Consider the following 23462-nt stretch of genomic DNA (forward strand, 5'->3'; position numbering starts at 1 on the left):
CCCGTCTCCGGACCGCCTCAATTGAACCGGTCCAACTCTGCCACCAGCCACGGATACACCTCCCGCGCTGCGCTGCGCCCGACGAACAGATCCATGTGCGCATACCCCTCGAACACCTGCCGCCGGTACAGCGCCGGATCGTTGTAGCGCTGCAGCCAGGCCTGCGTGCGCAGCGAGGTCTCGGGGAAGAAGAGCTGGTTGTCCGCACCCGCCATGAAGCTGATCGGCAGCGCGAGCCGCGGCGCGTTCGCCGGCGTCGTGTAGCAGTCGTTGCCGTCGGCATCGACGGCCTTGCCGCGCTGCATGATCACACTCAGCTGCTCGAAGGGATGCAGCGAGACGGTGCCGAACATGCCGGCCAGCGCCGTGTGCGTCGCGTGGTTGAGCTGGCTGTGCGTCCACGACGGGCCGAACACCGCGAACACGCGGCGGCACAGCGGGTTCTTGCAGGCCTCGCCCTCGGGCACGGGCAGCTGGTAGGCCAGCGTGTCGATCGTGCGGTCCAGGTCGGTCGTGCCGGGCACGCTGTCGAAACGGCCCTGCAGCGGGGCATAGCCTTCGAGCAGCCGCACCAGGCCGATGTCGGCCTTGGCCGCATTGAGCCAGTTGGTCACGGGGTGCAGCGTCAGTTGTGAGGCGATCAGCGAACGCACGCCCTGCAGGCCGTCGAGCAGCGCCATCAAGAGGCTCATGGCGCCCACGCAGTGCGCCATGGCCTGCACCGAGGCGGCGCCCGTGGCCGCCCGGATGGTGCGCACGGCTGCCGGCCAGTCCTCGCGCACGATGTCGTCGATCGTGAACGGCGCGACCGGGCTGCCGGAATCGCTGCTGGCGCGGTAGTCGAACAGCCAGCAGTCGTAGCCGCGCGCGCACAGCGCCTCCACGAGGTTCTGGTCGACGGTGTCGGTGGCGAAGGAACTCGCACGCACCGAGAAGCCGGGCGCCAGCACCACCGGGCCGCGCGTGCCGCCGCGGTAGCGCGTGAGCCGGATCTGGAAGCCGCGCGCCGGGTCGCCTACCGGCACTTGCAGCACTTCGGGCTGCGGCGCCCGCAGCATGCGGCGCGGCAGGTGCGGCGCATCGAGCGCAGGGAAGTTGTTGAGGTCGGCCAGCAGGCCGCCGTAGGCGCGCATCAGCGTGGTGCCGAAGAAGCCGGCGAACTTGCCCAGGTAGACCTGCGAGATCGCGTCGCGCGCACGCGGCACGGCGTTCTCGAGCTGGCCGATCCAGTTCGCCGGCGGCTCCAGCCGGATGGTCGAGGCCTGCCAGGCCAGGTCTTCCAGGCCCAGCGTGAGCAGGCCCTGGGCCACCAGCGGCATGGTGGCCGCGTCGAGGTCGTAGACCTTGACCATCAGCGTGGTGGTGTCGGTCCAGGGCGAGGAGCCGGGCTGCTGGCGCAGCACCTTGTGGCCCTTGAAGCGCAGGCGCGTGCCGTTCTCGCGCAGCAGCACCATCTCGTAGCCCATGGTCCAGGTCTCCACCTGCTGGGGGTCGACCGGGAACAGGTGGAACACACCGCTCTGCACGGTCATGGGCGCGGGGCTCAGCGCCGGGCAGGTGACGGTGCCGCGGATGTTGGCCGGGTGGGTGGGGTCGTCGAGCAGGCGCGCCAGGTCGTCGGTGTGGATGGTCAGCTCAAAAGCCATGGACTGGCCGGCCGCGCGGCCCCAGGCGGCTGCCACGGCGTAGTCGCTGGCCAGGCGCTGGTCGGCGTTGCTGCGCGCGGTCACGGCCTGCGTGCTGATCCAGCCCGACATCGTTTCGGTGAATTCGAAGCTGGGCGACAGGCGCGCGGGGTCGTGCTCGATGAGTTCGGCCACGGCCTTCTTGGCGGCGTCCAGCACGCCGTCCTCCAGCACGTCCAGCGCGCGCTGCCACCAGTGGCGGTGCTTGCCCGGTGGCGGCGCCGGCGCGGGCATGGGCTTGCGCGGGCCCAGCGTGGTGTCGATGGTCCAGCCGCGCGCATCGCACAGGTGCTGCAGCGCGCGTTCGGCCAGCGCGGAGATGGTCAGGAGCGGGTTCACGCCCACGGCGCCCGGCAGGATGGAGCCGTCGCAGACGAAGAGGCCCTCGTGCACGGCCGCGCCGGCGTTGCCAGCGAACACCCGGCCCAGGTGGTCGACCGCGCCGCGCGTGGCATCGTCGCCCATGCCGCAGCCGCCCATCGGGTGCACGGTGATGAGCTTGTTGCCCAGCGGCTGGCTCCACAGCGGGTTGGCGACGAACTGGCCCGCGATGGCCTGGCTGGCGAGGTTGAGCCAGTCGTTGTCGCGCACGATCGCCGGGCTGCTGCCGGCCCCGGGCCAGTGGATGCGCAGGCGGTCGTTCTGCAGGCGCAGCTCGCCGGCCGACTCGTCCACGCTCATGACCAGGTAGGTCTGCGTGCGGGCCACGGCGCCGGCATAGGCCGTGGCGGCGAGTTCGCCGGGGTGCTGCACGGCGTCGGCCATGGCCTGGGCGTCGAGCAACCGGGCCTTGGCCTGGCCGGCGCCGAAGCTGAACTCGCCGCCGCTCAGCGCCTCGTTGAAGAACAGCGCGGGCGTGAGCAGCGTGGCCAGCGCGCCGGGGATCACGCCTTCCTCGATCACCAGGCCGTCGGCCAGCTGCGGCGTGGCGCGCATGTCGATGAGGCCGGTGATGCACGGGCCGGGCAGCTGCTCCTTGGGCACGGGGTTGGTGCCGGCGCCCACGCCGTTGATGTTGCGGCGCTGGTCCTTGGCATCGGCGGTGCCCGGCTGCGGATCCCAGTCGGCATCGAAGCCCAGCCCCAGCACGTCGCCGTTGCCCGAGAAGCGCTGGCCCACGCGGTCGGACAGGGCCAGGCCTTGTTCGCGCGAGCGCAGCAGGATCTCGGTGGAGCCGAGCGCGCCGGCGCCCAGCAGCACGATGTCGGCATAGACGCTGTCGGGCGCCGCCGGGCCCGCCTCTGCATCGCGCAGCGCCACGGCCTCGAAGAACACGCGCCAGCCCTGGCCTTCGCGCGCCACATGGCGCACGCGCGCGCCGGTAAAGATCTGCGCGCCGTGCGCATGCGCGTCCGGCAGGTAGTTCATGCGCGTGGTGTTCTTGGCGCCCACGTTGCAGCCGCTGGTGCAGTCGCCGCACAGCGTGCAGGCCGGTTGCGGCACGCCGAAGGGGTTGGTCTGGTTCTCGAAGTTGACCGCGATGGGCGGGCGCGAGAAGGGCTTGCCCAGCACCTGGGCCGACTTGCGCAGGGCCTCGAGCTTGTTGAGCTTCGGGAAGTGCTCGGGGTAGGGCGTGGGCGCCAGCACCTGGCGCGCGCGCTCCACGTAGGGCGCGAGCAGGGCCGGGTCGTCGCGGAAGGGCTGGGGCCAGGCCTCGGTGGCGAAGTGGCGCGGATCCACCTCCAGCGCCACGTTGGCGTTGATCAGCGAGGTGCCGCCCAGGCCGCAGCCGACCATGGCGAGCATGTCGTCGCCCAGGTGCAGGTTGTACAGGCCGTCTGGCGCGCCGAGCCGGCCGCGTGCGGTGTCGACCTGCATGTCGGCGCGCGCGCTGGCCAGGCCGTCGGGGAACTGGCCGGGCAGGATCTCGCGTCCGCGTTCGAGCACGCAGACGGACTGGCCGGCCCGTGCCAGCCGCGCGGCCGCCACGCCGGCGCCGTAGCCCGAGCCGACCACGACAGCGGTGTAGCGCGCGCCGATGGCGTGCAGCGGGCGGGCGATGGGTTGCAGGTTCACGCGGTCTCCCGGGAGTCTTGTGGTTGCAGTTCGTTCATGCCGCTTCGGCCGTGTCGAAGAAGTCGTCGAGCAGTTGGCGCGCGCGCTGCTCCAGCGCCTGCTGGGCGCAGCCCGAGAACTGCTGCCAGGCGCCGGCGGTCTGGGCCAGTGCCTCGCCGAGTGCGGCCAGCATGGGGTTGGCCGCGTCGCTGAAATCGCCCACGCCGGCCGCGCGCACGGGCGCCATGCGGCCGTTGACCGGGTCGTTGAACAGGCGCAGCGCGGCCATGTTGAGCTCGGCATCCAGCAGCACCATGGAGGCGCCCTGCGTGGGTGTCAGCGTGGGCTGGTCCATCACCCAGCCGCCGGTGTTGAACACGGCCACGGGGCGCTCGAAGCCGGCCACGGGCAGGCTGTCCTCGAAGGGCTTGTGGGTGTGGCCGAAGACGAAGCCCAGGTCCAGCTTCTCGGGATGCAGGATGCCGCTGCGGCGCAGCTGGCGGCGGGTCGGGCCGCCGATGTACCAGGCCAGGTCGGCCGTGTCGGCGGCGCTCATGGTCTGGGCGTAGCTGGCGCGCTGCGACTGCGCCACCTGGCCCAGCGTGGCGTCCACCGCGCCCAGCACCAGCTGGTCCAGCGTGATGCCCTGCACCACGGCCGCACGGCCGCTGGTCTCGAAGGTCTTGCCGATCCAGGCCACGAGCTTGGTGGCGAGCTTGCGCGAGAAGCTGTGCGAGGCGCCGCCGTCGCGCATGATGTCGTACAGCCGCATGGCGGTGTGCCCGGTGGAGCCGGCGCTGCCCAGGTCCGACCACAGGAAGTCGACCCAGGCACCGTTTTCGGCCTCCAGCTGCGCCACCGTCAGCGAATCGGCCGGGCGGGGCGTGCGGGCCAGGCCGGGCAGCTGGGCGTTGAGCGTGGAGACCATGCGGTACATCGGGTCCACGTAGTGGCCGTGGTGCAGCACGCGGCAGCGCGTGCCGCCGGTGTCGAGCAGCGCGAGGTTGGGGTAGGCGATGTCGCAGCGCATGCCGGCCAGGCCCGGCACGCTGCGCAGCAGCCGCGTGAGCAGCGGCGAGGGTGGCAGCGGCGCGTCGGGCTGGTCGTACAGCGCGGTGTGCTGCAGCAGGTCGCGCGGGATGCGGCCGGTGTCCAGCGCGGCCTGGAACTGCTGGTCCTGCGCGGCGCGCCACAGGTGGTGGTCGTGGTTGCCGGGCACGCACAGCACGCGCGGGGCGAACAGCGGCTCGCCTCCGGCATCCACCAGCGCCTCGCGCGCGAACTGTGCAAAGGATTGCGCCACGGCCCCCATGGGCGACAGGCCCATGTCCAGCACATCGCCGAGCAGGACCAGGGTGGGGCGTTCTGCGCCAGGCGGCACCAGGCGCTGCAGCAGCTGGCGCATTGCGGCACCGAACGCGGCCAGCGTGTCGCTGCAGCGCGTGGGGTCGGGCTGGCCGCGCGCGTCGGTGCCGACGAGGCAGCTGTAGGCCGCACCCAGGTGCAGGTCGGAGAGGCAGAGGTAGCGCAGGGCGGGCATGGGATGCTCTTCTTGTCTAGGCGGGCTGTGCGGCATACCGCGGCGCCTGGCGTGGCACCTGGCGCGGCGACTGGGCCGGGGCATCCGCGGCAGGCAGATGGGCGCTGACATGGTGCCGCGGTGGCAGCACGTCCAGGTGGCGCGCGAAGAAGCTGGCCACGCGGATCTCGTAGGCCAGCGGCAGCGCGCGGTACGAGCCGCTGTGCCCCTCGCTGTCGGTGCGCCAGCATTCTCCGCCGCAGGCCGTGGCCAGCGCATGGGCGTCGGTGGCGGGCACGAAGCGGTCGCCCTGGCTGTGGATCACCAGCACGGGCCGGCCGCGCAGGCGCGGCATGCACGACAGCGGCTGCACGCGGCGCACGTCCACGCCCAGCAGCAGCCGGCCGGCGGCCAGCGTGCCGGGCAGGAACCAGCCCGGCAGCCGCGAGAGGCGCGAGAACTGGCGGCCCAGCATCTGCTCGAAGCTGGCGAAGGCGCTGTCCAGCACCAGCGCGCCGATGGCGGGCTCCTCGGCGGCGGCCAGGGCGGCGGTGCCGGCGCCCAGCGACACGCCCAGCACGCCGATGCGGCCGGGTGCATAGCCTCGGGCCCGCAGGAAGTCCACCGCGCCCAGCACGTCGTGGCGCTCGTGCCAGCCGTAGCTCAGGCGCGCCGGGCTGCTGCCGCCATGGCCGCGCAGGTCGATCAGCAACACCGACATGCCGACATCGCGCAGCCGTTCCGCCAGCGCCAGCGAAGGGGCCTTGCCCTGTTCGCCGCGGCAGGCGTCCTTGCCGTGCACCAGGATGACGGCGCCCTGGCGCGGTTCGGCCGGCAGGTACCAGGCGTCGATCCGGGCGCGGCCGTCGCGTGCGGCGAACTGCACGGCGTGCTCCTTCAGCTGGGGGTGGCTCTGGTGCGGCGAGCGGCGGTCGGCGCGCACCCGGGTGAAGCGGTGGGCGATGCAGGCGCAGGCCAGCGCATAGGCCAGGCCCAGCAGCGCGAACAGCGCCAGGGTGGCCAGGGGAGGGGCGAAATCGGAGAGGTTCATGGCGCGGTGCTTCGGTGAAGATCGGGCAGGCCGCTACTGTCGGGAAAACCCGCCCGAAAGTCCTGAAACGCGTCTGAAAGCTGCCTGAAACTTGGGTTTCAGCGGGCCGCGCGCAGTGTCGACGGTGTGTCCGGCAGGTCGAAGCGGTGCCAGGCGCGGCGCAGCTGGGTGTCCGAGGCGAAGCCGGCCAGCTCGGCCGCGCGCTGCACCTCCTGCCCGTTCTGCAGGGCGCGCTGCGCCACGGCCAGCCGGATGCGGCGCAGGTAGTCCAGCGGCGCCACCTGGGCGTGCTGCATGAACAGCCGCGTGAGGTGGCGCGGCGAGACATGGGCCACGGCCGCCATGCGCGGCACGCTCCAGTCGGCCTGCGGCGCGCCGCTCACGGCGTCCTGCACGCGGTGCAGCGCCGGGTGCAGGTGGCTGCGGTGCGCCAGCAGCGGAGAGAGTTCGGGGTCGTGCGGGCCGCGCCGCAGCGCCACCACCATGGCCTGGGCCACCTGGGCGGCGATGGCCTCGCCGCAGGCGTCGGCGATGCGGTGCAGCACGAGGTCGATGCCGGTGGTCACGCCGGCGCTGCTCCAGACCGGCGCATCCTCGACGAAGACGCGGTTGTCCACCACCTCGCAGGCCGGCTCCACTTCACGCAGTTCGTCCAGGTGGTGGTGGTGCGTGGTCACGCGGCGGCCGGGCAGCAGGCCGGCGTGGGCGGCCAGCAGCGTGCCGGCGCAGACCGTGAGCAGCTCGAGCCGGCCGCTGGCCAGGCGCAGGCCGCGCAGCCAGTGCAGCAGTGCGCGGGTCGGCGCGTTGTCGACGGCGATGCACCGGCCCGGCATGCCGACGAGCACCAGCCAGGTGCTGGCCGCGGGATCGGCCGGCAGCGCCTGCGCCAACGGCAGCAGGCCGGCGATGTGCGCGCCGACCGAGGACACGGTCTCGGCCTGCGGACCGGCGAAGCGCAGCAGGAAGCGCTCGGCCAGGCCCTGGGCGCGCAGGCACTGGTTGGCGATGCGCAGCGCCTCGGCCGGGCCGGCCCAGTCCAGGATCAGGCTGCCCGGCAGCAGCGCGAAGACGACGTGGATGGGCGGCGGCCCTGCCGATGCCATGCCCGCGGCATCCCCTGCGGTGCGGGCGCCTGCCGGCGGCCGGGCGGTGCTCACGGTGCCTGCTGCCAGGCGTAGTCCAGCTGGCGCGCCGTGCGCTCGGCCAGGGCCTGGCTGGCCAGCCGGGCGACCAGGTGCAGGCTCAGATCGAGGCCGGCGCTGATGCCGGCGCTGGTCCACAGCCGGCCGCCCGGGTCGTGCGCGACCCAGCGCGGGCCGCCCTGTACCTGCAGGGCAGGGAAGGCGCGGCGCAGGTCGTCCAGGTCTTCCCAGTGCGTGGTGACGGGGCCTGCGCCGTCCAGCAGGCCGGCCTGGGCCAGCAGGAAAGCGCCCGTGCAGACCGAGGCCACGGTGCCGGCGCTTGCTGCGGTGTGCGCGATCCAGGCCACGGTGGCGGGGCAGGCCAACGCGCTGTCGACCACGCCGCCGGGCACTACCAGGAGGTCGCTGGCCGGGGCGCTGGCGAAATCCGCGTCGGGCAGCACGCGCAGGCCGGCACGGGCACGCACCGGCGCCAGGTCGCGTGCGATGCAGCGCACCGCGAACGGGGCCGGCTGGCCCGGGTGCAGCCGCGCATGCATGCGCACGGCCGTGGTGAACACCTCGTAGGGGCCGGCGAAGTCCAGCGCCTCGACCTCGTCGAAGACGAGGATGCCGACGTTCAGCATGCCGGGGCCTCCAGCCGGGTGATGGCTTCGTCGACGCCGACGACCTGCGCGAAGCGGTCTTGCAGGACCGTCGCGGTGCGCGTGCGGATGTCGGCTGCCGCCAGCACGGAGCCGTCGGCGTTGCGCATGTCCCAGGTCAGCGTCGCGTCGGCGCAGAAATCGACGGCCCAGCCCAGGTCGGACGCATGGCGCGCCGTGGTTTCGCAGCACTGCTCGGTGCGGATGCCGCTCACGAGCAGCCGGGCGACGCCCTGCTGCGTCAGCCAGACATCCAGGCCCGTGCCCACCAGCGCGCTGTGGCGGCTCTTGTGGAAGCTGGCGGCCGGCGTGAACTCGGCCAGGCCCTCGATGGGCCGCACATGGCCGGAGGCCAGCGCGAAGGGGTTCTCGGCCGTCTGCGGGCCGGCCACATGCAGCACGCGCACGATGGGCACGCCGCGCTGCTGGCAGGCGGCGATCAGCGCGTTCTGCGCGGCGAGCCAGGGCGCCAGCGTGGCCGGGTCGAAGAACGGGCGGTGGCGGAACGAATCCTGGGCGTCGATCAGAATCAGACAGGTCTTCATGGTGTGCTCTGTGGCGATGGGAGTGGCGCATTCTTCCCGGTGAAGACGGCCTGCGCCATGGCGCCGCGGACCAGTTTCGATCAGATCAGGACATCATGCCATCGCTGCCGCTGCCATCGAGGGCGGCCAGCGTGCCGGTGCGCACCGGCACGAGCGGCGGGCGCGGGGCCGGCGGCGCCCAGCCGAACAGCACGCGCGCCGCCGCGCCGCAGACGCGGCCCTGGCACGCGCCCATGCCGCAGCGCGTTTGCAGCTTGGCTTCGGTCCAGTCGGCGCAGCCGGCCAGCGCGGACAGCGGCACGTCCTCGCAGCGGCACAGCAGCGTCTCGGGCGTGGCCAGCTGGCGCAGCGGCGCGCCGAGCGCAAAGCCCTGGTGCAGCCGCTCGGCGAAACGGTCCCAGTGCGCGAGCACGGGGCGCAGCGTTTGCGCCTGCCGGTTCTGCCCGACCGCGGCATGGCCGGCGATGGCGCCCTGGACGAGCGCGCGGTCGCTGCCGCCCACGCCCGTGCACTCGCCGGCCGCGTGGATGCGTGGCCGGCTCGTGGCCTGCCAGTCGTCCACCGCCAGGGCAGGCAGCCCGTGGCGTTCGACCGTGGCGCAGCCCAGCAGGCGGCCGAGCTCGGTGTTGGGCACAAGGCCGAAGCCGCAGGCCAGGCGGTCGCAGGCGATCTCCTCGCCGTGGCCGCGCGGGCCTTGCAAGCGCACGGCGCGCAGCGCGCCGTCGCCCAGCGCCTGCGCCACATGCAGGCCTGCGCGGTAGCCGGCGCCGCGCAACGCCAGCGCCTGCCAGGCCTTGCCGGGCCAGCGCGGCAGGCCCAGCGCGAAGCGGGCCAGTGCCGGCCATGCCGCCTGCTCGGCCACGCGCAGCACCTGGGCGCCGGCCTGGCGCGCCGTGGCCGCCGCGGCCAGCAGCAGCGGCCCGCTGCCGGCGACGACGATGCGCTCGCCGGCCACCGGCATGCCGGCCTTGACCAAAGCCTGCAGGCCGCCTGCGCCGGTCACGCCGGGCAGGGTCCAGCCCGGGAAAGGCAGCAGCAGTTCGCGCGCACCCGTGGCCAGCACGAGCGTGCCCCAGCGCAGCTGCCAGGCCTGGTCCGCGTCCTCGAGCAGCAGCTCGTCGGCGGCCGTCGCGGCCACCACGCGCACGCCGGTGTGCAGGCGCAGCGCGGCGTGGCCCAGCACACGCGCCCGCAGCTGGCGCGCCATGGCCGGCAGGTGCACGCCGGGCCCATCGCGCCAGATCTGGCCGCCGGGTGCCGGGTTGTCGTCGAGCAGCACGGTGCGCGCGCCGCTGGCGGCCGCGGCATCGGCCGCTGCGAGCCCGGCCGGGCCGGCCCCGACGATGGCCACATCGCAATCCACGCGCTTCATGGCGCGGTGCCCGTGGCGATCCGCATGCCGGCGGCCACCACGGTCTGGCAGGCCAGCTGGCGCCGGCCGTCGATGGCGACGCGGCATTCCTGGCACACACCCATGCCGCAGACCGGCGCGCGGAGCGCCCCGCCCACGCTGCGCCGCGTGGCGCCGCTGCCGGCGTGGCGCAGCGCCGCGGCGACCGAGATGCCGGCCGGCACCTCGACCGGCTGGCCATCCACCACGAGCGCGATGCGCGCCGTCATGCCGCGGCTCCGAGCAGCCGCGCGGGGGCGTAGGGCAGGGGGTCGAGCGGTGGCGCCGCACCCGTGACCAGCGCGGCCAGCAGCGCCGCACTGGCCGGCGCCGTGGTCACGCCCAGGCCTTCGTGGCCCAGGGCCAGCCACAGGCCGGCGTGGCGCGGGTGTGCGCCCAGCAAGGGCAGGCCGTCGGCGCTGGCCGCGCGCAGGCCGGTCCAGCTGCGGATGGCGTTGAGGTCCGCAAGGCCCGGCAGGTAGTGGATCGCACGGCGCAGCATGCGCGCGAGCATGGACGGCTCCACCGCAGGATCGACGGTGTCGAACTGGCGGGAGGAGCCGACCAGGAGCTGGCCCGTGGGCCGCGCCTGCACGTTGAAGGCCACCGAATCGCCCTCGGCATGGTGGGCGCTCTTGACGTAGCCGAGCTCCACCAGCTGGTGCCGCACGGTGCCGGGGTAGCGGTCGGTGATGAGCAGGTGGCCCTTCTTGGGCCGCAGCGCAATGTCCGCGCACAGCGTGGCCGCGTGCAGGCCGCACGCCAGCAGCCGGTGCGGGGCACGGCGCTGGCTGCCATCGGCCAGCTGCACGGCGTCGCCCTCCAGTGCGATGGCGCGGGCCTGTTCGCGGCGCAGGCGCGGGCCGGCCTCGCGCAGCAGCCAGGCGGCCGCGGCGGGCGCGTAGACCAGGCCGTCGCCGGGCACCTGCAGGGCGCCGAGCAGGCCGGGCCGCAGCGCGGGTTCGGCCGTGCGCAGCGCCTGGGCGTCGAGCCAGCGGCTGGCGACGCCGGCAGCGGCCAGGCGGGCCTGTTTGCGTTCGGCCTCGGCCGCTTCATCGGCATCGGCGGCGATCCACAGCGTGCCGCAGGCGCGCGCCTCGCAGGCCAGAGGCAGCCGGGGCGACCAGTCGCGCCACTGCGCGAGCGAGGCGATGCTGAGCGCGAGTTCGGCCGGGTTGTCGTCCATGGCGACCAGGTGGCCCATGCCCGCCGCCGTGGCACCGGGCTGGCCGTCGTCGAGCACCAGCACGTCCAGCCCCGCGGCAGCCAGCGCGCGGGCGCAGGCGGCACCGACGATGCCGGCGCCGATCACGATGCAGTCGGCGTCCACGGCCCGCGCCTCAGAGGCGAATTCCCCAGCCGAACGGGTCGTCGTCCTCGATCAGCAGCACGGCTTCGGCGCTCAGGTGGGCGCGGCCGCGGATGGTCGGGATGACCTGGCCCGCCTCGCTGGGCTCGTAGCTGGCCTCGAAGCGGCTGCCGATCACGCTGGCCTGGTGCCAGACCTGGCCGGGCGCGAGCTTGCCGTCCGCGGCCAGGCAGGCCACCTTGGCGCTGGTGCCTGTGCCGCAGGGCGAGCGGTCGTAGGCGTTGCCGGGACACAGCACGAAGTTGCGGCTGTCGGCCTCGGGATCGTCGGCGAACAGCTCGATGTGGTCGATCTCAGCGCCGTCGGCGCCCGTGATGCCCTGGGCCGCCAGCGCCTGGCGCAGTGCCGCCGTGTAGGCCGTCAGCGCGGCCAGGTTGCCGCCGTCCACGCGCTGGCCGTGCTCGGCCACCAGGAAGAACCAGTTGCCGCCCCAGGCCACGTCGCCACGCACGGTGCCGTGGCCCGGCAACTCGACCGCTACCTGCTTGTGCAGCCGGTAGGCCGGCACGTTGCGCACGCTGACGCTGCCGTCTGCATGCAGCGTGGCCGTGACCGTGCCCACGGGCGTCTCGATGCGGTGGGCGCCGGCCTGGATGCGGCCCAGGTGCGCCAGCGTGGCCACCAGGCCGATGGTGCCGTGGCCGCACATGCCCAGGTAGCCCGTGTTGTTGAAGAACACCACGCCGGCCGCGGCTTGGGGGTCTTGCGGCGCGCACAGCAGCGCACCCACCACCACGTCGCTGCCGCGCGGCTCCAGCACGGTGGCGGCGCGCCAGCGGTCGTGCTCTGCCGCCAGCAGCGCGCGCCGCTCGGCCATGCTGCCGCGGCCCAGGTCCGGAAAGCCGGCCAGCACCACGCGGGTGGGTTCGCCGCCGGTATGGGAGTCGATGACTTGGATGCGGTGCATGGGCCTTGCCTTCGGTTGCCGGTCAGTAGCTTGCCAAGGGCGACATCTTTCCGCCCTTGAAGGTCGACACCGTCACGGGCGCCTTCTGCAGGTTGCCCTGCGCGTCGTAGGCGTAGCTGGCGGCCACGCCCTGGAAGCTGTTCTTGTGCAGGTAGTCGGACACCTTGGCCGGGTCGGTGCTGCCGGCCTTGGCCATGGCTTCACCCAGGAACATGGTCTGGTCGTAGTAGGCCGGCGCGTAGGCGTCGGCGTCCTGGTTGAAGCGGGCCTTGTACTTGGTGCGGAAGGCCGCGGCCGGGCTGCCGTCCTTGACCATCGCGCCGGCCTGGGCGCAGAACACCGTGTCGTTGACCGCATCGCCGCCGAGCTTGCCCATCTCGGGGCTGCACAGCGTGTCGCCGCCCAGCAGCTTGGCGTTCAGCGCCAGCCGCTTCATCTGCGCCGTCATCGGCGCGGCCTGGGGCGCATAGCCGCCGAAGAAGACCACGTCGGGCTGCTTGCCCTTGAGGTTGGTCAGGATGGCCGAGAAGTCCGTCGCCTTGTCGGTCGTGAACTCCTTGCCGACCACGGTGAGGCCCTGCTTCTCGGCCTCCTTGACGAACTCGTCGGCCAGGCCCTGGCCGAAGGCGGTGCGGTCGTCGATCACGCCGACCTTCTTGACCTTGAGCACCTGCGCTGCGTAGACCGCCATGGACGAGCCGATCTGGTTGTCGCTGGCGATGATGCGGAACAGGTTCTTGTAGCCGCCCTGCGTGACCTTGGGGTTGGTGCCCACGGTGGACATCACCACGTCGCCGCCGTCGTACACGCGCGAGGCCGGGATCGCCACGCCCGAGCAGTACGGCCCGAGCACGAACTTGACATTGCTGTCGACCAACTTCTGCGCGACGCTCACGCCCTGCTTAGGGTCGCACTGGTCGTCCTCGGACACCAGCTCGAACTTCAGCGTCTTGCCGCCCGCCGTGAGCTTCTTTGCGTTGAGGTCCTCGATGGCCAAGCGCACGCCGTTCTCGTTGTCCTTGCCGGCGTAGGCGTTGGGGCCGGACAGCGGGCCGCTGTGGCCGATCTTGACGACCTGCTCCTGGGCCAGCGCGTTGCTGGCCAGGGCCAGGCCGGCAAGTGCGAGCACGGTGGTGGGATGGATGGCGAACGGCATGCGGTGGTCTCCTTCGGTGTGCTGGGGAGGCGCCAGGGCATGTGCCCCGGGCCGGTGCCATCGTACTGCGGTGTACGCAGCTGCGGGTTTGCCAGGAGGGGTATGCAGCGCCGCCTCAACGCCGCAGGTAGCTGCTGGGCGGCGCGCCGAACGCGCGGCGGAAGGTGGCGCTGAATGCGCTGGGGCTGTCGTAGCCATGGGCCAGCGCGACCGCGAGCACCGAGTCGCCGGCCGCCAGCCGCGGCAGGCTCAGCAACAGCCGCGCGTGGCGGCACCAGGCACCGAAGTTCATGCCGGTCTCGGTGAGGAACAGCCGCGCCAGCGTGCGCGGGTGCATGTGCAGCTGCGCCGCCCAGCCGGCCAGCGAAGCCTCGGCCGACGGATCGGCGATCAGCTTGCGGCACAGCCGCGCGAGCCGGGCATGGCGCGGCAGGGGCACATGCAGCGCCAGCGGCGGCGCGGCCTCGATCTCGTCGAGGATCAGCTGCATGAGGCGCTCCTCGCGGCCGCCGGTCGGGTAGTCCAGCGGCAGCGCGACGGCGCGCACGATGAGTTCGCGCAGCAGCGGCACGACCGCGATGACCTGGCAGTTCGGCCACAGGCCGGCGCGCGTGCCGGGTTCCACGAACACCGTGCGCATGGCCACGTCACTGGGCCCCATGCGGATCTGGTGCACGACGCGCGGCGGCACCCAGACCGCGCAGCCCGGCGGCACGACCCAGCTGCCCGCCGCCGCGCGCACCAGCATCACGCCTTCGGTGGCGTGCAGCAGCTGGCCGCGCCGGTGGCTGTGCGCCGCGATCTCGGCGTCCATGGCCATGTCCTGCGCATGGGCGACGACGGGGCGGGGCGTCTGCTCGCCGTGGATGGGCCGCAGCGCCGCGGCGTGGTCGATGGAAGCGGAAGGCACGCTGCGATTGTCCATTGCGCGACGATACCTGCCCATTCGTCGTGCGATGCACACGCGCCGGCTTCCTAGCATGGCCTTCCCCCTGCAATCCACTTCGAGGACATCCATGCATTCGAGATCCCCCCGCGCCAGCGCCGGAGCAAATCCATGAACCGCGCGCGGCTCGGCCTGCTGACCGGCACCCACGCGGTCAACGACCTCTACCAGGGCCTGGTGCCCGCGCTGCTGCCCTTCATGGTGGCCGAGCGCGGCTACAGCTACACGGCGGCCAGCGGCCTGGTGCTGGCGGCCACCGGCCTGTCCAGCGTGGTGCAGCCGCTGTTCGGCATTTATGCCGACCGGGCGCCGCGTCCCTGGCTGGTGCCGCTGGGCTTCGCCGTCGCCGCGCTGGGGCTGGTGCTGGCAGGCCTGGCCGGCAGCTACGCCGCCACCTGGTGCGCGGCTGCGCTGTGCGGGCTCGGCATCGCGGCCTACCACCCACCCGCCACCGTGGCGGCACGCCAGGCCGGCGGCGGCTCGCAGAAGGCCATGAGCGTGTTCTCGGTCGGCGGCGGCTGCGGCTCGGCCTGTGCGCCGCTGCTGGCGGCCGGCGTGGTCGGCAACGGCGCGCTGCACCGCAGCTGGTTGCTCGCGCTGCCCGCGCTGGCCATGCTGGCGCTGTGGTTCGCCGCGACGCGCCGCGATGCCCGCCCAGCTACCAGCGCGCGGCGCGCCGGCGTGCAGCACGGCGCGGCCAACGACTGGCGCGCGTTCGCGCTGCTGACGGCGGTGGTGGTGGGCTGGTCCATTCCCTACGTGACCGTGATGTCCATGCTCTCGCTGCTGGCCACGCGCGAGCTGGGGGCTGCGCCCGTGGTGGGCGCCGGCCTGCTGACGGCGTTCACGGCCGCCGGTGCGGCCGGCACGCTGCTGGGCGGCTGGCTCGGCGACCGCCTGGGCCGCATGCGCCCCATCCGCATCGGCTACGTGCTCGCGTTGCCGGCCTTGGCCGGCCTGGTGCTCGCGCCGTCGGCGGCCTGGGCCTGGCCCTGCGCGCTGGTGTTGGGCGTGACGATGTTCCTGCCGTTCGCGCCGCAGGTGACGCTGGCGCAGGATTACCTGCCGCGCAACCCGGCCACGGCGAGCGGCATCACGCTGGGCCTGGCGCTGTCGGTCGGCGGCATGGCGGCGCCACTGCTGGGCCTGTTGTCGGATGCGCAGGGCCTGCGTGCCAGCCTGGTGGCGGCGCTCTGCGTGCTGTGCATGGGCACGGCGCTGGCGCTGCGGTTGCGCGACCGGCGCAGCGTGGTGGCGACGGCCGCGCGCTGTTGAAGCAGGCACCCGCCGAGCGCCCGGTCCGGCCAAGCGTGCATGCCCGATGGCGACGGGATTTAGGCTGCGGCGGCACCGGGGCTGCCCCGCCAAGCGGCCGCCCCGGTGTACGCTCTCGGCCGCCTTTTCTCCGGCACGCCTTCCATGTCCTCCACCACCGACTACTTCGCCGCCAACCTCGCCAACTGGAACGAGCGCGCGGACATCCATGTGCGCGACGAAACCGGGTTCTACGGCATCGACACGCTGTTGGCCGGAGGCAACTTGCTGACGCCGATCGAGGCGTCCGAGGTGGGCGATGTGGCGGGCCTGCGGCTGGCGCACTTCCAGTGCCACATCGGCACCGACAGCCTGTCTCTGGCCCGCCTGGGCGCCGGCGTGGTGGGACTGGACTTCTCGCCGGCCGCCATCGCCCACGCCCGGCAATTGGGGCAGCTTTGCGGGTTACCGGCGCGCTTCGTCGAAGGCTCGGTCTACGATGCACCGGCGCTGCTGGGCACCGGCTTCGACCGCGTGTTCACCACCTGGGGAACGGTGTGCTGGCTGGACGACCTGCCGGCGTGGGCGCGCGCCGTGGCGGCCGTCTTGGCGCCCGGCGGCAAGCTCTACTTTGCCGACACGCATCCCCAGGTCTGCCAGTTCGAGGCCGACTCGGCCGGCGGCCTCGTGCTGCGCCAGCACTTCCGCACGGAGGCCACTGCGCCATTGGCGTTCGACGAGGCCACGAGCTACGACGGATCGCGTCAGCGCATCGCCAGCACGCGCACCTACGAGTGGGTGCACCCGCTGTCGGACATCCTGAACGCACTGGTCGGTGCCGGCCTGCGCATCGATTTCGTGCGCGAGCATGAGGCCCTGCCATGGCGCCCGTACCCGGACATGGTGGCTGGGGCGGATCGACTGTTCCGGCTGCCGGCGGGGCATGTGCGCCTGCCCTTGGCGCTGTCGATCGGCGCGACGCGTGCGGGCTGAACCTCACCAGGCTAGCCGCGCTGCAGCAGGTCGCCGAACACCGTGAACGCACCGTCCATGCGCTCACTGCCCGGTGCGTCGTACAGCACCGGAATCTTCAGGTACTCGGCGAAATGCGGATCGTCGGCCAGCAGTTGGGTCAGCGGGTCGGCGCGCGCCTTGCCTTCCAGCCGCAGCGCGCATCGGCCTTCGCGGGTCTGGCGCACCAGCGTGGGCGTGCCGTCCTCGCCTGGCTCGATCGGCAGGCGGGCCAGCAGCCGGCGGTTGCCATCCAGGCTCACCTTGGCCAGCCGCCTGGCGTTCTCGGCATGGTCGCGGCCGGGCTTGGCGTCTTGCATTTGAGGCTGTGCGAACCCGCGACCCAGAGCCAGCCATCGACCTCGGCCATGCTCTCCAGGTTGGCTTCCTCATCGGCAGCACCTAGCGGGTCGAGCAGGGTCGCCAGCGGAAATGCGCGGGCACCGCCGTAGCGCAGGCGCTCCTGGCCGACCGGTTCCAGCCGGCGCTTGCGTTCGATGCCGGCCCCTCGTCGCCGACCACCCAAAGCCACTCACCCGTGCACGCGGTGCCGGACAGGTTGGTATGCACGAGGCCGCCGGGCGGAAACTCCAGGCGGACGGCGTTGGCGGATCGGATGCTGGGCATGGCGGTCGTGTAACGAGGCAGGGGAGTCTGGGATGCCGCCTCCGGCGCTGGGGCTGCGCACAGGCTCACCCCTGCTGCGCCTTGCGGCGGGCGCGCCACTGCGGCGTGGTCACGCCGCCCACGCCCCAGTTTTCGAGTTCGATCTCCTCGATGACCACGAAGGTCGTGTCGTGCGGCTTGCCCATGACATCGTGCAGTAGCTGGGACACGCCCTGGATGAGCGCGCGCTTTTGCTCCAGCGTCGTGGCGTCGGCGCCGGGGGCGGTGCCCTCGCGCGTCACCTTGATATTGACGTAAGGCATCGACGTCTCCTTACCAGCGGCCGGCGTGCTGGCCGCCGTCGACGTTGATGGTCTCGCCCGTGACGAACGCTGCGTTCTCCAGGTACAGGATGGCGTCGGCGATCTCCGCAACCTCGCCCATGCGGCCCATGGGATGCATGCCCGCGAGGACCGCATGCGTTTCGGCCGGATGCATCGGCGTCTTGATGATTCCGGGCGCGACCGAGTTCACCCGCACGCCGGTCTGCGCGTACTCGATGGCCAGGCCACGCGTCACGGCATCCAGGCCGCCCTTGGTCAGCAGCGCAAGGCCAGCTGGCGCACCCGCGATGGCCTGGTGAACCAGGGTCGTCGTGATCTGCACGATGTGGCCACTGCGCTGGCGCAGCATGTGCGGCAGGACCAGCTGCGTGATGTGGAAGAACCCGGCGAGGTTCACCTCGGTCATGTTGCGCAAGTCGTCGACCGTGTACTCGGTGAAGGGCTTGCCAATGAAGATGCCGGCGTTGTTGACGAGGGTGTCGATGCGGCCGAAGCGCTTCAGCGCCGCTGCGACTACACGCTCGGCCACCGCGCGTTCGCGGATGTCGCCCGCGACGGCCAGCACGCCCTCGTCCGCGCCGGACTGGATGCTGCGGGAGGTCGCGACGACGGCGAAGCCGTTCTTGCGGTAGGCGGACACGATGCCGGCGCCGATGCCTTGCGATGCGCCGGTGACGATGGCGACTTTTTGCTGCTGCATGGAAGCTCCTGGAAGATGGTCTGAATGGACTGCGTCGGACTTGCCCGACGCAGTCCATAGCGTATGGACGCACCCCCGGAAGCGGTAGCCGCTATCCTTGCACAATGGCTGAGAGAAAACGCACAGAGGTCGACTGGCAGGACGTGCGCGTGTTCCTCGCGCTGGGGCGCTACCGCAGTCTGTCGGCCGCTGCACGGGCGCTGCAGGTCAACCACGCGACCATTGCGCGCCGCATCCAGTCGCTCGAGGGCAGCATGGGCGAAAAGCTCGTGGAACGCAGGCCGGAAGGCTACCTTCTCACCGCCGCGGGTGAGCGGGCGCTTGAGGCGGCGACGGGCATGGAGGCGGCGGCGCAGCTGCTGACGCGCAAGGACGGCGCCGACGACGGCGACGTGCGCGGTGTGGTGCGCATCAATGCACCGCCGGCGTTGGCGCATGCCTTCCTGGCCGCGCAGCTGGCCCGTGTGACTTCGGCGCATCCCGGCCTGGACATCGACCTGGCGACGGACCTGCACGCCGTCAGCCTCGACCGGCGCAAGGCGGACATCGCGGTGCGCATCGGCAGGCCGAACGACGGAGACCTCATCGCGCAGTCTGTCGGGAAGCTGGCCTGCGGGTTCTACGGGACCGACGAACGATGCGCAGAAGTGGAAGCAGGCTTGCCGCCTGTCTTCATCAGCTTCGACGAGCAGCATTCAGACATGCCGGAGGGCATCTGGCTGGCGCAGCAGTTCCCGCGTGCCCGGGTCGCCTTCCGGGCGGAGAACCAGCTCCTGCAAGCGACGGCTGCGCGCGCTGGCGCAGGCATCGCGCTGCTGCCGCACTACATCGCCAGACAGGTGCCAGGGCTGCGGCCCTGCGCGCTGACGCCGCTGCCGCCCGCGCGCGAGGTGGTGCTGCTCATCCGCGGCCAGGACCGCCATGCGCGTCCGATCCGCACCGTGATGCGGCACCTCGTCGATGCCTTCAAGGAGAGCCGGGCGCTGTTCGGCGCCTAGGCTTGCCGCCAGCGGCCGGTGATCGGCCTTGTCGATCCATGCCAGCCGCAGCGGCTGACGGACCCCTCAGTGGACCGCTTTCGCGTCCGGCCGCGTCTTGTAGAAGGTCATCGGCTGCGCCTTGGCTTCGTTCAGCACGGCGCGCTTGATCTCGCCCACCACATGCATCTCGCAGGGCTTGCAGTCAAAGCGCAGCGTGAGCTTCTGCCTGGTCGTTGAAGACATTGGCCAGGTAGGTCAGCGTGTCTTCGGGGTAGGGCGTGGGCGGCTCCGCCGCGGCGGCGCGCTGCGGGCGCTGGTAGGCCGACAGGCGCGCGGCCTGCAGCCGTTCGCAGGCCTCGAGGCGCAGCTGGTTGACGAGCGAGGCCGGCACGAACCAGGGCTGGGCCAGGTCGATCGTGGTGTCGCTGGGCGCGAAGTCGGTGGCGCGGAAGCGGCCCAGGTGCTCGCGCAGGCTGGCCAGGCCACGTTCAGCGTCGCACGCCGGTTCGTGCGCATGGCGCCTTGTGCAGGTCGTAGTAGCACAGGCCGTCGCCGTTGTGCAGCATGGTGGCGGCATCCATGGTCTCGATCTCTAACCAGCGTGTCGAAGGCGCCATGTCGTCCTGGCGGCCGGTGACGAAGTAGTCGGTGAACGCGCGGTCGAAGTTCTGGTCCGGGTCGGGCGTGAACGTGAACGTGGTGCGGCCGCTCTGCAGCAGGCGCAACGCCGGCATATCGGTATGTGCACCAATAGCGTGCGGACGCCGCCTGTGTTCCAGTTGCAGCCTTTGCGTGCCGAATCGGGCACACGATTTGCTGCACCTGTGCGACCGCCATGCGGCAGAACCACACACGGCATCACGCAACAGTGAAACATGACAAGCCCCTGGGCTGAAGACTGCCGCGGGGCAGGGCCGGTGAATCCCCAGCTGCGTTCCTCGATCCGCCGTGCCGCCTGGAAGGGCGCAGCCTGGCTGGCGGCGCTGGCCTTCGTGTGCCTGAGCGGCGCGCTCGGCTACCTGAGTTTCGAGCGCCGCGGCGTGCACAACCTGCAGGCCGACGTGCGCCACCGGCTGGAACTGTTCTCTTCCGCCGTGGAGGGCATGATCCAGCGGCTCGAGGACGTGCCGGCCACGGTGCAGCTCAGCGAGGAGATCCAGCGCCTGTTCCATGCGCCGCGCCGGGCCGCGGTGCGCGAGCGGGCCGACCGCTACCTGCAGCGCCTGAACGCCTTCATGGGCGGCATCGCCATCTACGTGCTGGACGAGCGCGGCGCCATCGTCGCCTCCAGTGCCCGCACCGGCCTGGGCGCGCTGCCCGAGGACGACTTCTCCTTCCGCCCTTATTTCCAGGAGGCGCTGTCCGGCCGCGTCGGGCGGCACTTCGCGATCAGCCTGGTCGGCAACCGGCCCGCGTACTTCGTTTCGCACCCCATCCGCGACGGCGCCAAGGTGGTGGGCGTGGCGGTGATCATGATCAACCTGGACCCGATCAACCAGATCTGGGACATGCTGGGCGCGCCCGCGCTGCTGGCCGACACCAACGGCGTGGTGATCCTGTCGTCCGACCCCACCTGGACCTACACCACGCTGCAGGATCTGCCGATCGAGCGCCGCGTCGACCTGCAGCTCAGCCGGATGTACAACCGCATGCCGCTGCCGCGCTTCCCGCTGGATGTGGAGCTCAAGGTCAACCCGGAGACGTTGTCCATCTACGGCAGCCTGCAGCGGACCAACCGTTACTTCGGCTTCCCGGAGATCGCGCAGATCGTCTCGGGCCGCAGCATCAACGGCATGGACTGGCGCGTGATGCTGTTCACCGACGTGGACGGCGCGCGCCGCGACGCGGTGCTGGCCGGCGCCGTCTCGGCGACCGGTGCCGCCTTCCTGATCCTGCTGGTGCTGTTCGTGTTGCAGCGCCGGCGCATCCACCGCCACCGGCGCGAGTCCGAGCGCTTGCTGGAGCAGGCCAACCTCTCGCTGGAGCACAAGGTCGGCGAGCGCACCGCGGCGCTCACGCTGGCCAATGCGCAGCTCGTCAAGGAGGTGGCCGAACGCAAGCAGACCGAGGCCACGCTGCGCGCCACCCAGGGCGAGCTGGTGCATGCCGGCAAGATGGCGGTGCTGGGCCGCATGGCCGCCGGCATCACGCACGAGCTCACGCAGCCGCTGGGCGGCGTGCGCACCTTCGCCGGCAATGCCATGGAGTTCGCCAAGCGCCAGGACCTGGAGAGCGTGCAGCAGAACCTGGAGATCATCGCGCGGCTGACCGAGCGCATGGGCACCATCATCCACCCGCTGCGCAGCTTCGCCCGGCGCACCGAGCCCTCGCTCTGCTTCATCGACGTCGGCCAGTGCATCGCCAACGCGCTGTTCCTCTACCAGACGCAGATGGCGCACCTGGGCGTGGTGGTGGACAACCGCACCGCGGGCGAGCAACTGCCGGCCTGGTGCGATGCGCACCGGCTCGAGCAGGTGCTCGTGAACCTGATCGGCAACGCCATCGACGCGATGGCCGAGACCCCCGCCAAGCAGCTCACGCTGGTGGCCGAGCGCGCGCCTGCGGCCGCCGAGGCGATGGCCGCCGATGGCCGTGCCTACGGCCTGCGCATCGACGTGGAAGACACCGGCTGCGGCCTGCCGCCGGACTTCGCCTCGCACCAGTTCGAACCCTTCTACACCACCAAGCAAAAGGGGCTGGGCCTGGGCCTGACGATCTCGCGCGACATCGTGCAGGACTTCGGCGGTGCGCTGCGGGCCTGGAACCACGACGGGCCCGGCGCTTGCTTCAGCATCTACCTGCCCTGCGCACCCCCATACGGAGAACAAGATGAATGACGAGATGACCGTGCTGCTGGTCGAGGACGACCCCGACATGCAACTGGCCTGCCGCCAGGCGCTCAGCCTGGCGGGCATCCGCTCCCGGGCGCTGGACGCGGCCGAGCCCGCGCTGCCCATCATCACGCCGGGCTACCGCGGCGTGGTCGTCACCGACATGCGGCTGCCCCAGGGCGACGGCCTCAGCCTGGTGAAGTACGCGCGCAGCGTCGATCCCGAGCTGCCCTGCATCATGATCACCGGGCATGGCGACATCAACCTGGCCGTCGATGCCATGCGCGAGGGGGCCTACGACTTCATCACCAAGCCGTTCTCGCCCGAGAAGCTGGTCGATTCGGTGCGGCGCGCGCTGGACAAGCGGCGCCTGGCCCTGCAGGCCGGCCAGGCCCGGTCTGCACCGGCACCCGCGGCGGGCAAGGGCAGCGATGGCCTGGGCCGTCTGGTGGGCTCATCGGCCGGCATGCAGGCCGTGCGGCGGCTCATCGCCGAGATCGCCGCCTCGCCCGTGGACGTGCTCGTGCACGGCGAGACCGGCACCGGCAAGGAACTGGTCGCGCAGTCGCTGCACGAACTCTCGGGCCGCAGCAGCGGGCCCTTCGTCGCGCTCAACTGCGGCGGCATGCCCGACAACCTGCTGGACAGCGAACTGTTCGGCCATGAGGCCGGCGCCTTCACGGGTGCGCAGAAGCGGCGCATCGGCAAGATCGAGCATGCCAGCGGTGGCACGCTGTTCCTGGACGAACTGGAGAGCATGCCCATGGGCATGCAGGTCAAGCTGCTGCGGGTGCTGCAGGAGCGCAAGCTCGAGCGGCTGGGTTCCAACACCTCCGTCGCGGTGGATGTGCGCGTGGTCGCCGCGACCAAGGAGAACCTGGTCGAGAAGGCGCGCAGTGGCCAGTTCCGGCTCGACCTGTACTACCGGCTCAACGTGGTCACTGTCGACCTGCCGCCGCTGCGCCGGCGCACCGATGACATCGCCGAGCTGCTCGCGCACTTCTTCGTGCTGGCCGCCAGCCGCTTCGGCCGGCCGGTGCCGCCGGTCAACGCCGACCTGCTCGAGCGGCTGGCCGGCTACGCGTGGCCCGGCAACGTGCGCGAGTTGCGCAACCTGGCCGACTGCATCGCGCTGGGCGTGTCCACGCCGCTGCTAGGCGCGACGCTGCAATACGCCTCCAGCGAGCTGGCGTCGCCGCGTTCGCTGGCCGAATCGGTGGAGGAGTACGAGCGCAAGCTGATCCTCGAGGAGCTGCAGCGCAACGACGGCAGCCTGGCCCGCAGCGCGCGTGCGCTGCGCGTGGCCAAGACCACGCTGAACGACAAGATCCGCCGTTACGGCATCAGCGTGGCACCGGCGGAGCCGCGCGAAGGTTGAGCGCGTGTG

The 23462-nt window shown here is 72.1% G+C and carries 20 protein-coding genes and 2 pseudogenes; 5 read left to right on the plus strand and 17 right to left on the minus strand.

Going from position 1 to position 23462, the window contains the following annotated elements; all coding sequences use genetic code 11:
• Positions 1 to 17: 17 nt before the first annotated feature.
• From DES41_RS21280 to DES41_RS21335, 12 genes are all read right to left on the minus strand, one after another.
• A complete protein-coding gene (locus DES41_RS21280) occupies positions 18 to 3701 on the minus strand; it encodes an alpha/beta fold hydrolase (protein ID WP_211333035.1) in 3684 nt (1227 codons plus the stop codon).
• Positions 3702 to 3735: 34 nt separating this feature from the next.
• On the minus strand, positions 3736 to 5220 hold the full coding sequence (locus DES41_RS38795) for a metallophosphoesterase (RefSeq protein WP_211333036.1): 1485 nt from the start codon (positions 5218 to 5220) through the stop codon (positions 3736 to 3738).
• Between the two features lie 16 nt (positions 5221 to 5236).
• Positions 5237 to 6250 (minus strand): alpha/beta hydrolase, encoded by a 1014-nt coding sequence (locus DES41_RS21290; RefSeq protein ID WP_114469677.1) that lies wholly within the window; start codon positions 6248 to 6250, stop codon positions 5237 to 5239.
• A gap of 98 nt (positions 6251 to 6348) precedes the next feature.
• Positions 6349 to 7353 (minus strand): GlxA family transcriptional regulator, encoded by a 1005-nt coding sequence (locus tag DES41_RS21295; RefSeq protein WP_114469678.1) that lies wholly within the window; start codon positions 7351 to 7353, stop codon positions 6349 to 6351.
• Between the two features lie 50 nt (positions 7354 to 7403).
• Positions 7404 to 8018: a DJ-1/PfpI family protein gene (locus tag DES41_RS21300; RefSeq protein WP_114469679.1), complete on the minus strand. Its 615-nt coding sequence runs from the start codon at positions 8016 to 8018 to the stop codon at positions 7404 to 7406.
• Positions 8012 to 8581 (minus strand): isochorismatase family protein, encoded by a 570-nt coding sequence (locus tag DES41_RS21305; protein ID WP_114469680.1) that lies wholly within the window; start codon positions 8579 to 8581, stop codon positions 8012 to 8014. Before DES41_RS21305 ends, DES41_RS21300 begins: the two co-directional genes overlap by 7 nt.
• A gap of 85 nt (positions 8582 to 8666) precedes the next feature.
• Complete coding sequence (locus DES41_RS21310; RefSeq protein ID WP_114469681.1) at positions 8667 to 9953, minus strand: NAD(P)/FAD-dependent oxidoreductase; 1287 nt, start codon at positions 9951 to 9953, stop codon at positions 8667 to 8669.
• On the minus strand, positions 9950 to 10201 hold the full coding sequence (locus DES41_RS21315; RefSeq protein WP_114469682.1) for a (2Fe-2S)-binding protein: 252 nt from the start codon (positions 10199 to 10201) through the stop codon (positions 9950 to 9952). Before DES41_RS21315 ends, DES41_RS21310 begins: the two co-directional genes overlap by 4 nt.
• On the minus strand, positions 10198 to 11301 hold the full coding sequence (locus DES41_RS21320) for an NAD(P)/FAD-dependent oxidoreductase (RefSeq protein WP_114469683.1): 1104 nt from the start codon (positions 11299 to 11301) through the stop codon (positions 10198 to 10200). The genes DES41_RS21315 and DES41_RS21320 overlap by 4 nt, the downstream gene beginning before the upstream one ends.
• Positions 11302 to 11311: 10 nt before the next feature.
• Positions 11312 to 12247: a 4-hydroxyproline epimerase gene (locus DES41_RS21325; protein ID WP_114469684.1), complete on the minus strand. Its 936-nt coding sequence runs from the start codon at positions 12245 to 12247 to the stop codon at positions 11312 to 11314.
• 22 nt (positions 12248 to 12269) lie between these two features.
• Positions 12270 to 13403, minus strand: coding sequence for a branched-chain amino acid ABC transporter substrate-binding protein (locus DES41_RS21330; protein WP_114469685.1), 1134 nt, complete (start codon positions 13401 to 13403; stop codon positions 12270 to 12272).
• Between the two features lie 115 nt (positions 13404 to 13518).
• Positions 13519 to 14298: an AraC family transcriptional regulator gene (locus DES41_RS21335; RefSeq protein WP_425466382.1), complete on the minus strand. Its 780-nt coding sequence runs from the start codon at positions 14296 to 14298 to the stop codon at positions 13519 to 13521.
• A 162-nt stretch (positions 14299 to 14460) separates the two neighbouring features.
• On the opposite strand from DES41_RS21335, the gene DES41_RS21340 reads away from it, so the two are divergent.
• Both DES41_RS21340 and DES41_RS21345 read left to right on the plus strand, forming a co-directional pair.
• Entirely contained in the window at positions 14461 to 15624 is a 1164-nt protein-coding gene (locus DES41_RS21340) for an MFS transporter (protein WP_114469687.1), read from the plus strand.
• Between the two features lie 144 nt (positions 15625 to 15768).
• Positions 15769 to 16596 (plus strand): class I SAM-dependent methyltransferase, encoded by an 828-nt coding sequence (locus DES41_RS21345; RefSeq protein ID WP_114469688.1) that lies wholly within the window; start codon positions 15769 to 15771, stop codon positions 16594 to 16596.
• Between the two features lie 11 nt (positions 16597 to 16607).
• On the opposite strand, the pseudogene DES41_RS39845 reads toward DES41_RS21345, so the two are convergent.
• The 4 genes and pseudogenes from DES41_RS39845 to DES41_RS21360 form a co-directional block, all read right to left on the minus strand.
• A pseudogene (locus tag DES41_RS39845) lies at positions 16608 to 17113 on the minus strand (DUF3616 domain-containing protein).
• A complete protein-coding gene (locus DES41_RS39165; protein ID WP_245965810.1) occupies positions 17017 to 17241 on the minus strand; it encodes a DUF3616 domain-containing protein in 225 nt (74 codons plus the stop codon). Before DES41_RS39165 ends, DES41_RS39845 begins: the two are co-directional and overlap by 97 nt.
• A 65-nt stretch (positions 17242 to 17306) precedes the next feature.
• Positions 17307 to 17543: a tautomerase family protein gene (locus tag DES41_RS21355; protein WP_114469689.1), complete on the minus strand. Its 237-nt coding sequence runs from the start codon at positions 17541 to 17543 to the stop codon at positions 17307 to 17309.
• A 10-nt stretch (positions 17544 to 17553) separates the two neighbouring features.
• Positions 17554 to 18264 (minus strand): SDR family NAD(P)-dependent oxidoreductase, encoded by a 711-nt coding sequence (locus DES41_RS21360; RefSeq protein WP_114469690.1) that lies wholly within the window; start codon positions 18262 to 18264, stop codon positions 17554 to 17556.
• A 104-nt stretch (positions 18265 to 18368) separates the two neighbouring features.
• On the opposite strand from DES41_RS21360, the gene DES41_RS21365 reads away from it, so the two are divergent.
• Complete coding sequence (locus tag DES41_RS21365) at positions 18369 to 19262, plus strand: LysR family transcriptional regulator (RefSeq protein WP_114469691.1); 894 nt, start codon at positions 18369 to 18371, stop codon at positions 19260 to 19262.
• 66 nt (positions 19263 to 19328) lie between these two features.
• On the opposite strand, the pseudogene DES41_RS39170 reads toward DES41_RS21365, so the two are convergent.
• Positions 19329 to 19984: pseudogene (locus DES41_RS39170) on the minus strand (DUF3656 domain-containing protein); the annotation flags it as partial.
• 135 nt (positions 19985 to 20119) lie between these two features.
• Between DES41_RS39170 and DES41_RS21375 the strand changes: the two are divergent.
• A complete protein-coding gene (locus tag DES41_RS21375; protein ID WP_114469692.1) occupies positions 20120 to 22081 on the plus strand; it encodes a sensor histidine kinase in 1962 nt (653 codons plus the stop codon).
• Positions 22074 to 23453, plus strand: a complete 1380-nt coding sequence (locus DES41_RS21380) for a sigma-54-dependent transcriptional regulator (protein ID WP_114469693.1) — start codon at positions 22074 to 22076, stop codon at positions 23451 to 23453. Before DES41_RS21375 ends, DES41_RS21380 begins: the two co-directional genes overlap by 8 nt.
• The last annotated feature ends 9 nt before the right edge of the window (positions 23454 to 23462 follow it).

The sequence above is a fragment of the Pseudorhodoferax soli genome (genome assembly GCF_003337555.1).
Classification (GTDB): domain Bacteria; phylum Pseudomonadota; class Gammaproteobacteria; order Burkholderiales; family Burkholderiaceae_C; genus Pseudorhodoferax; species Pseudorhodoferax soli.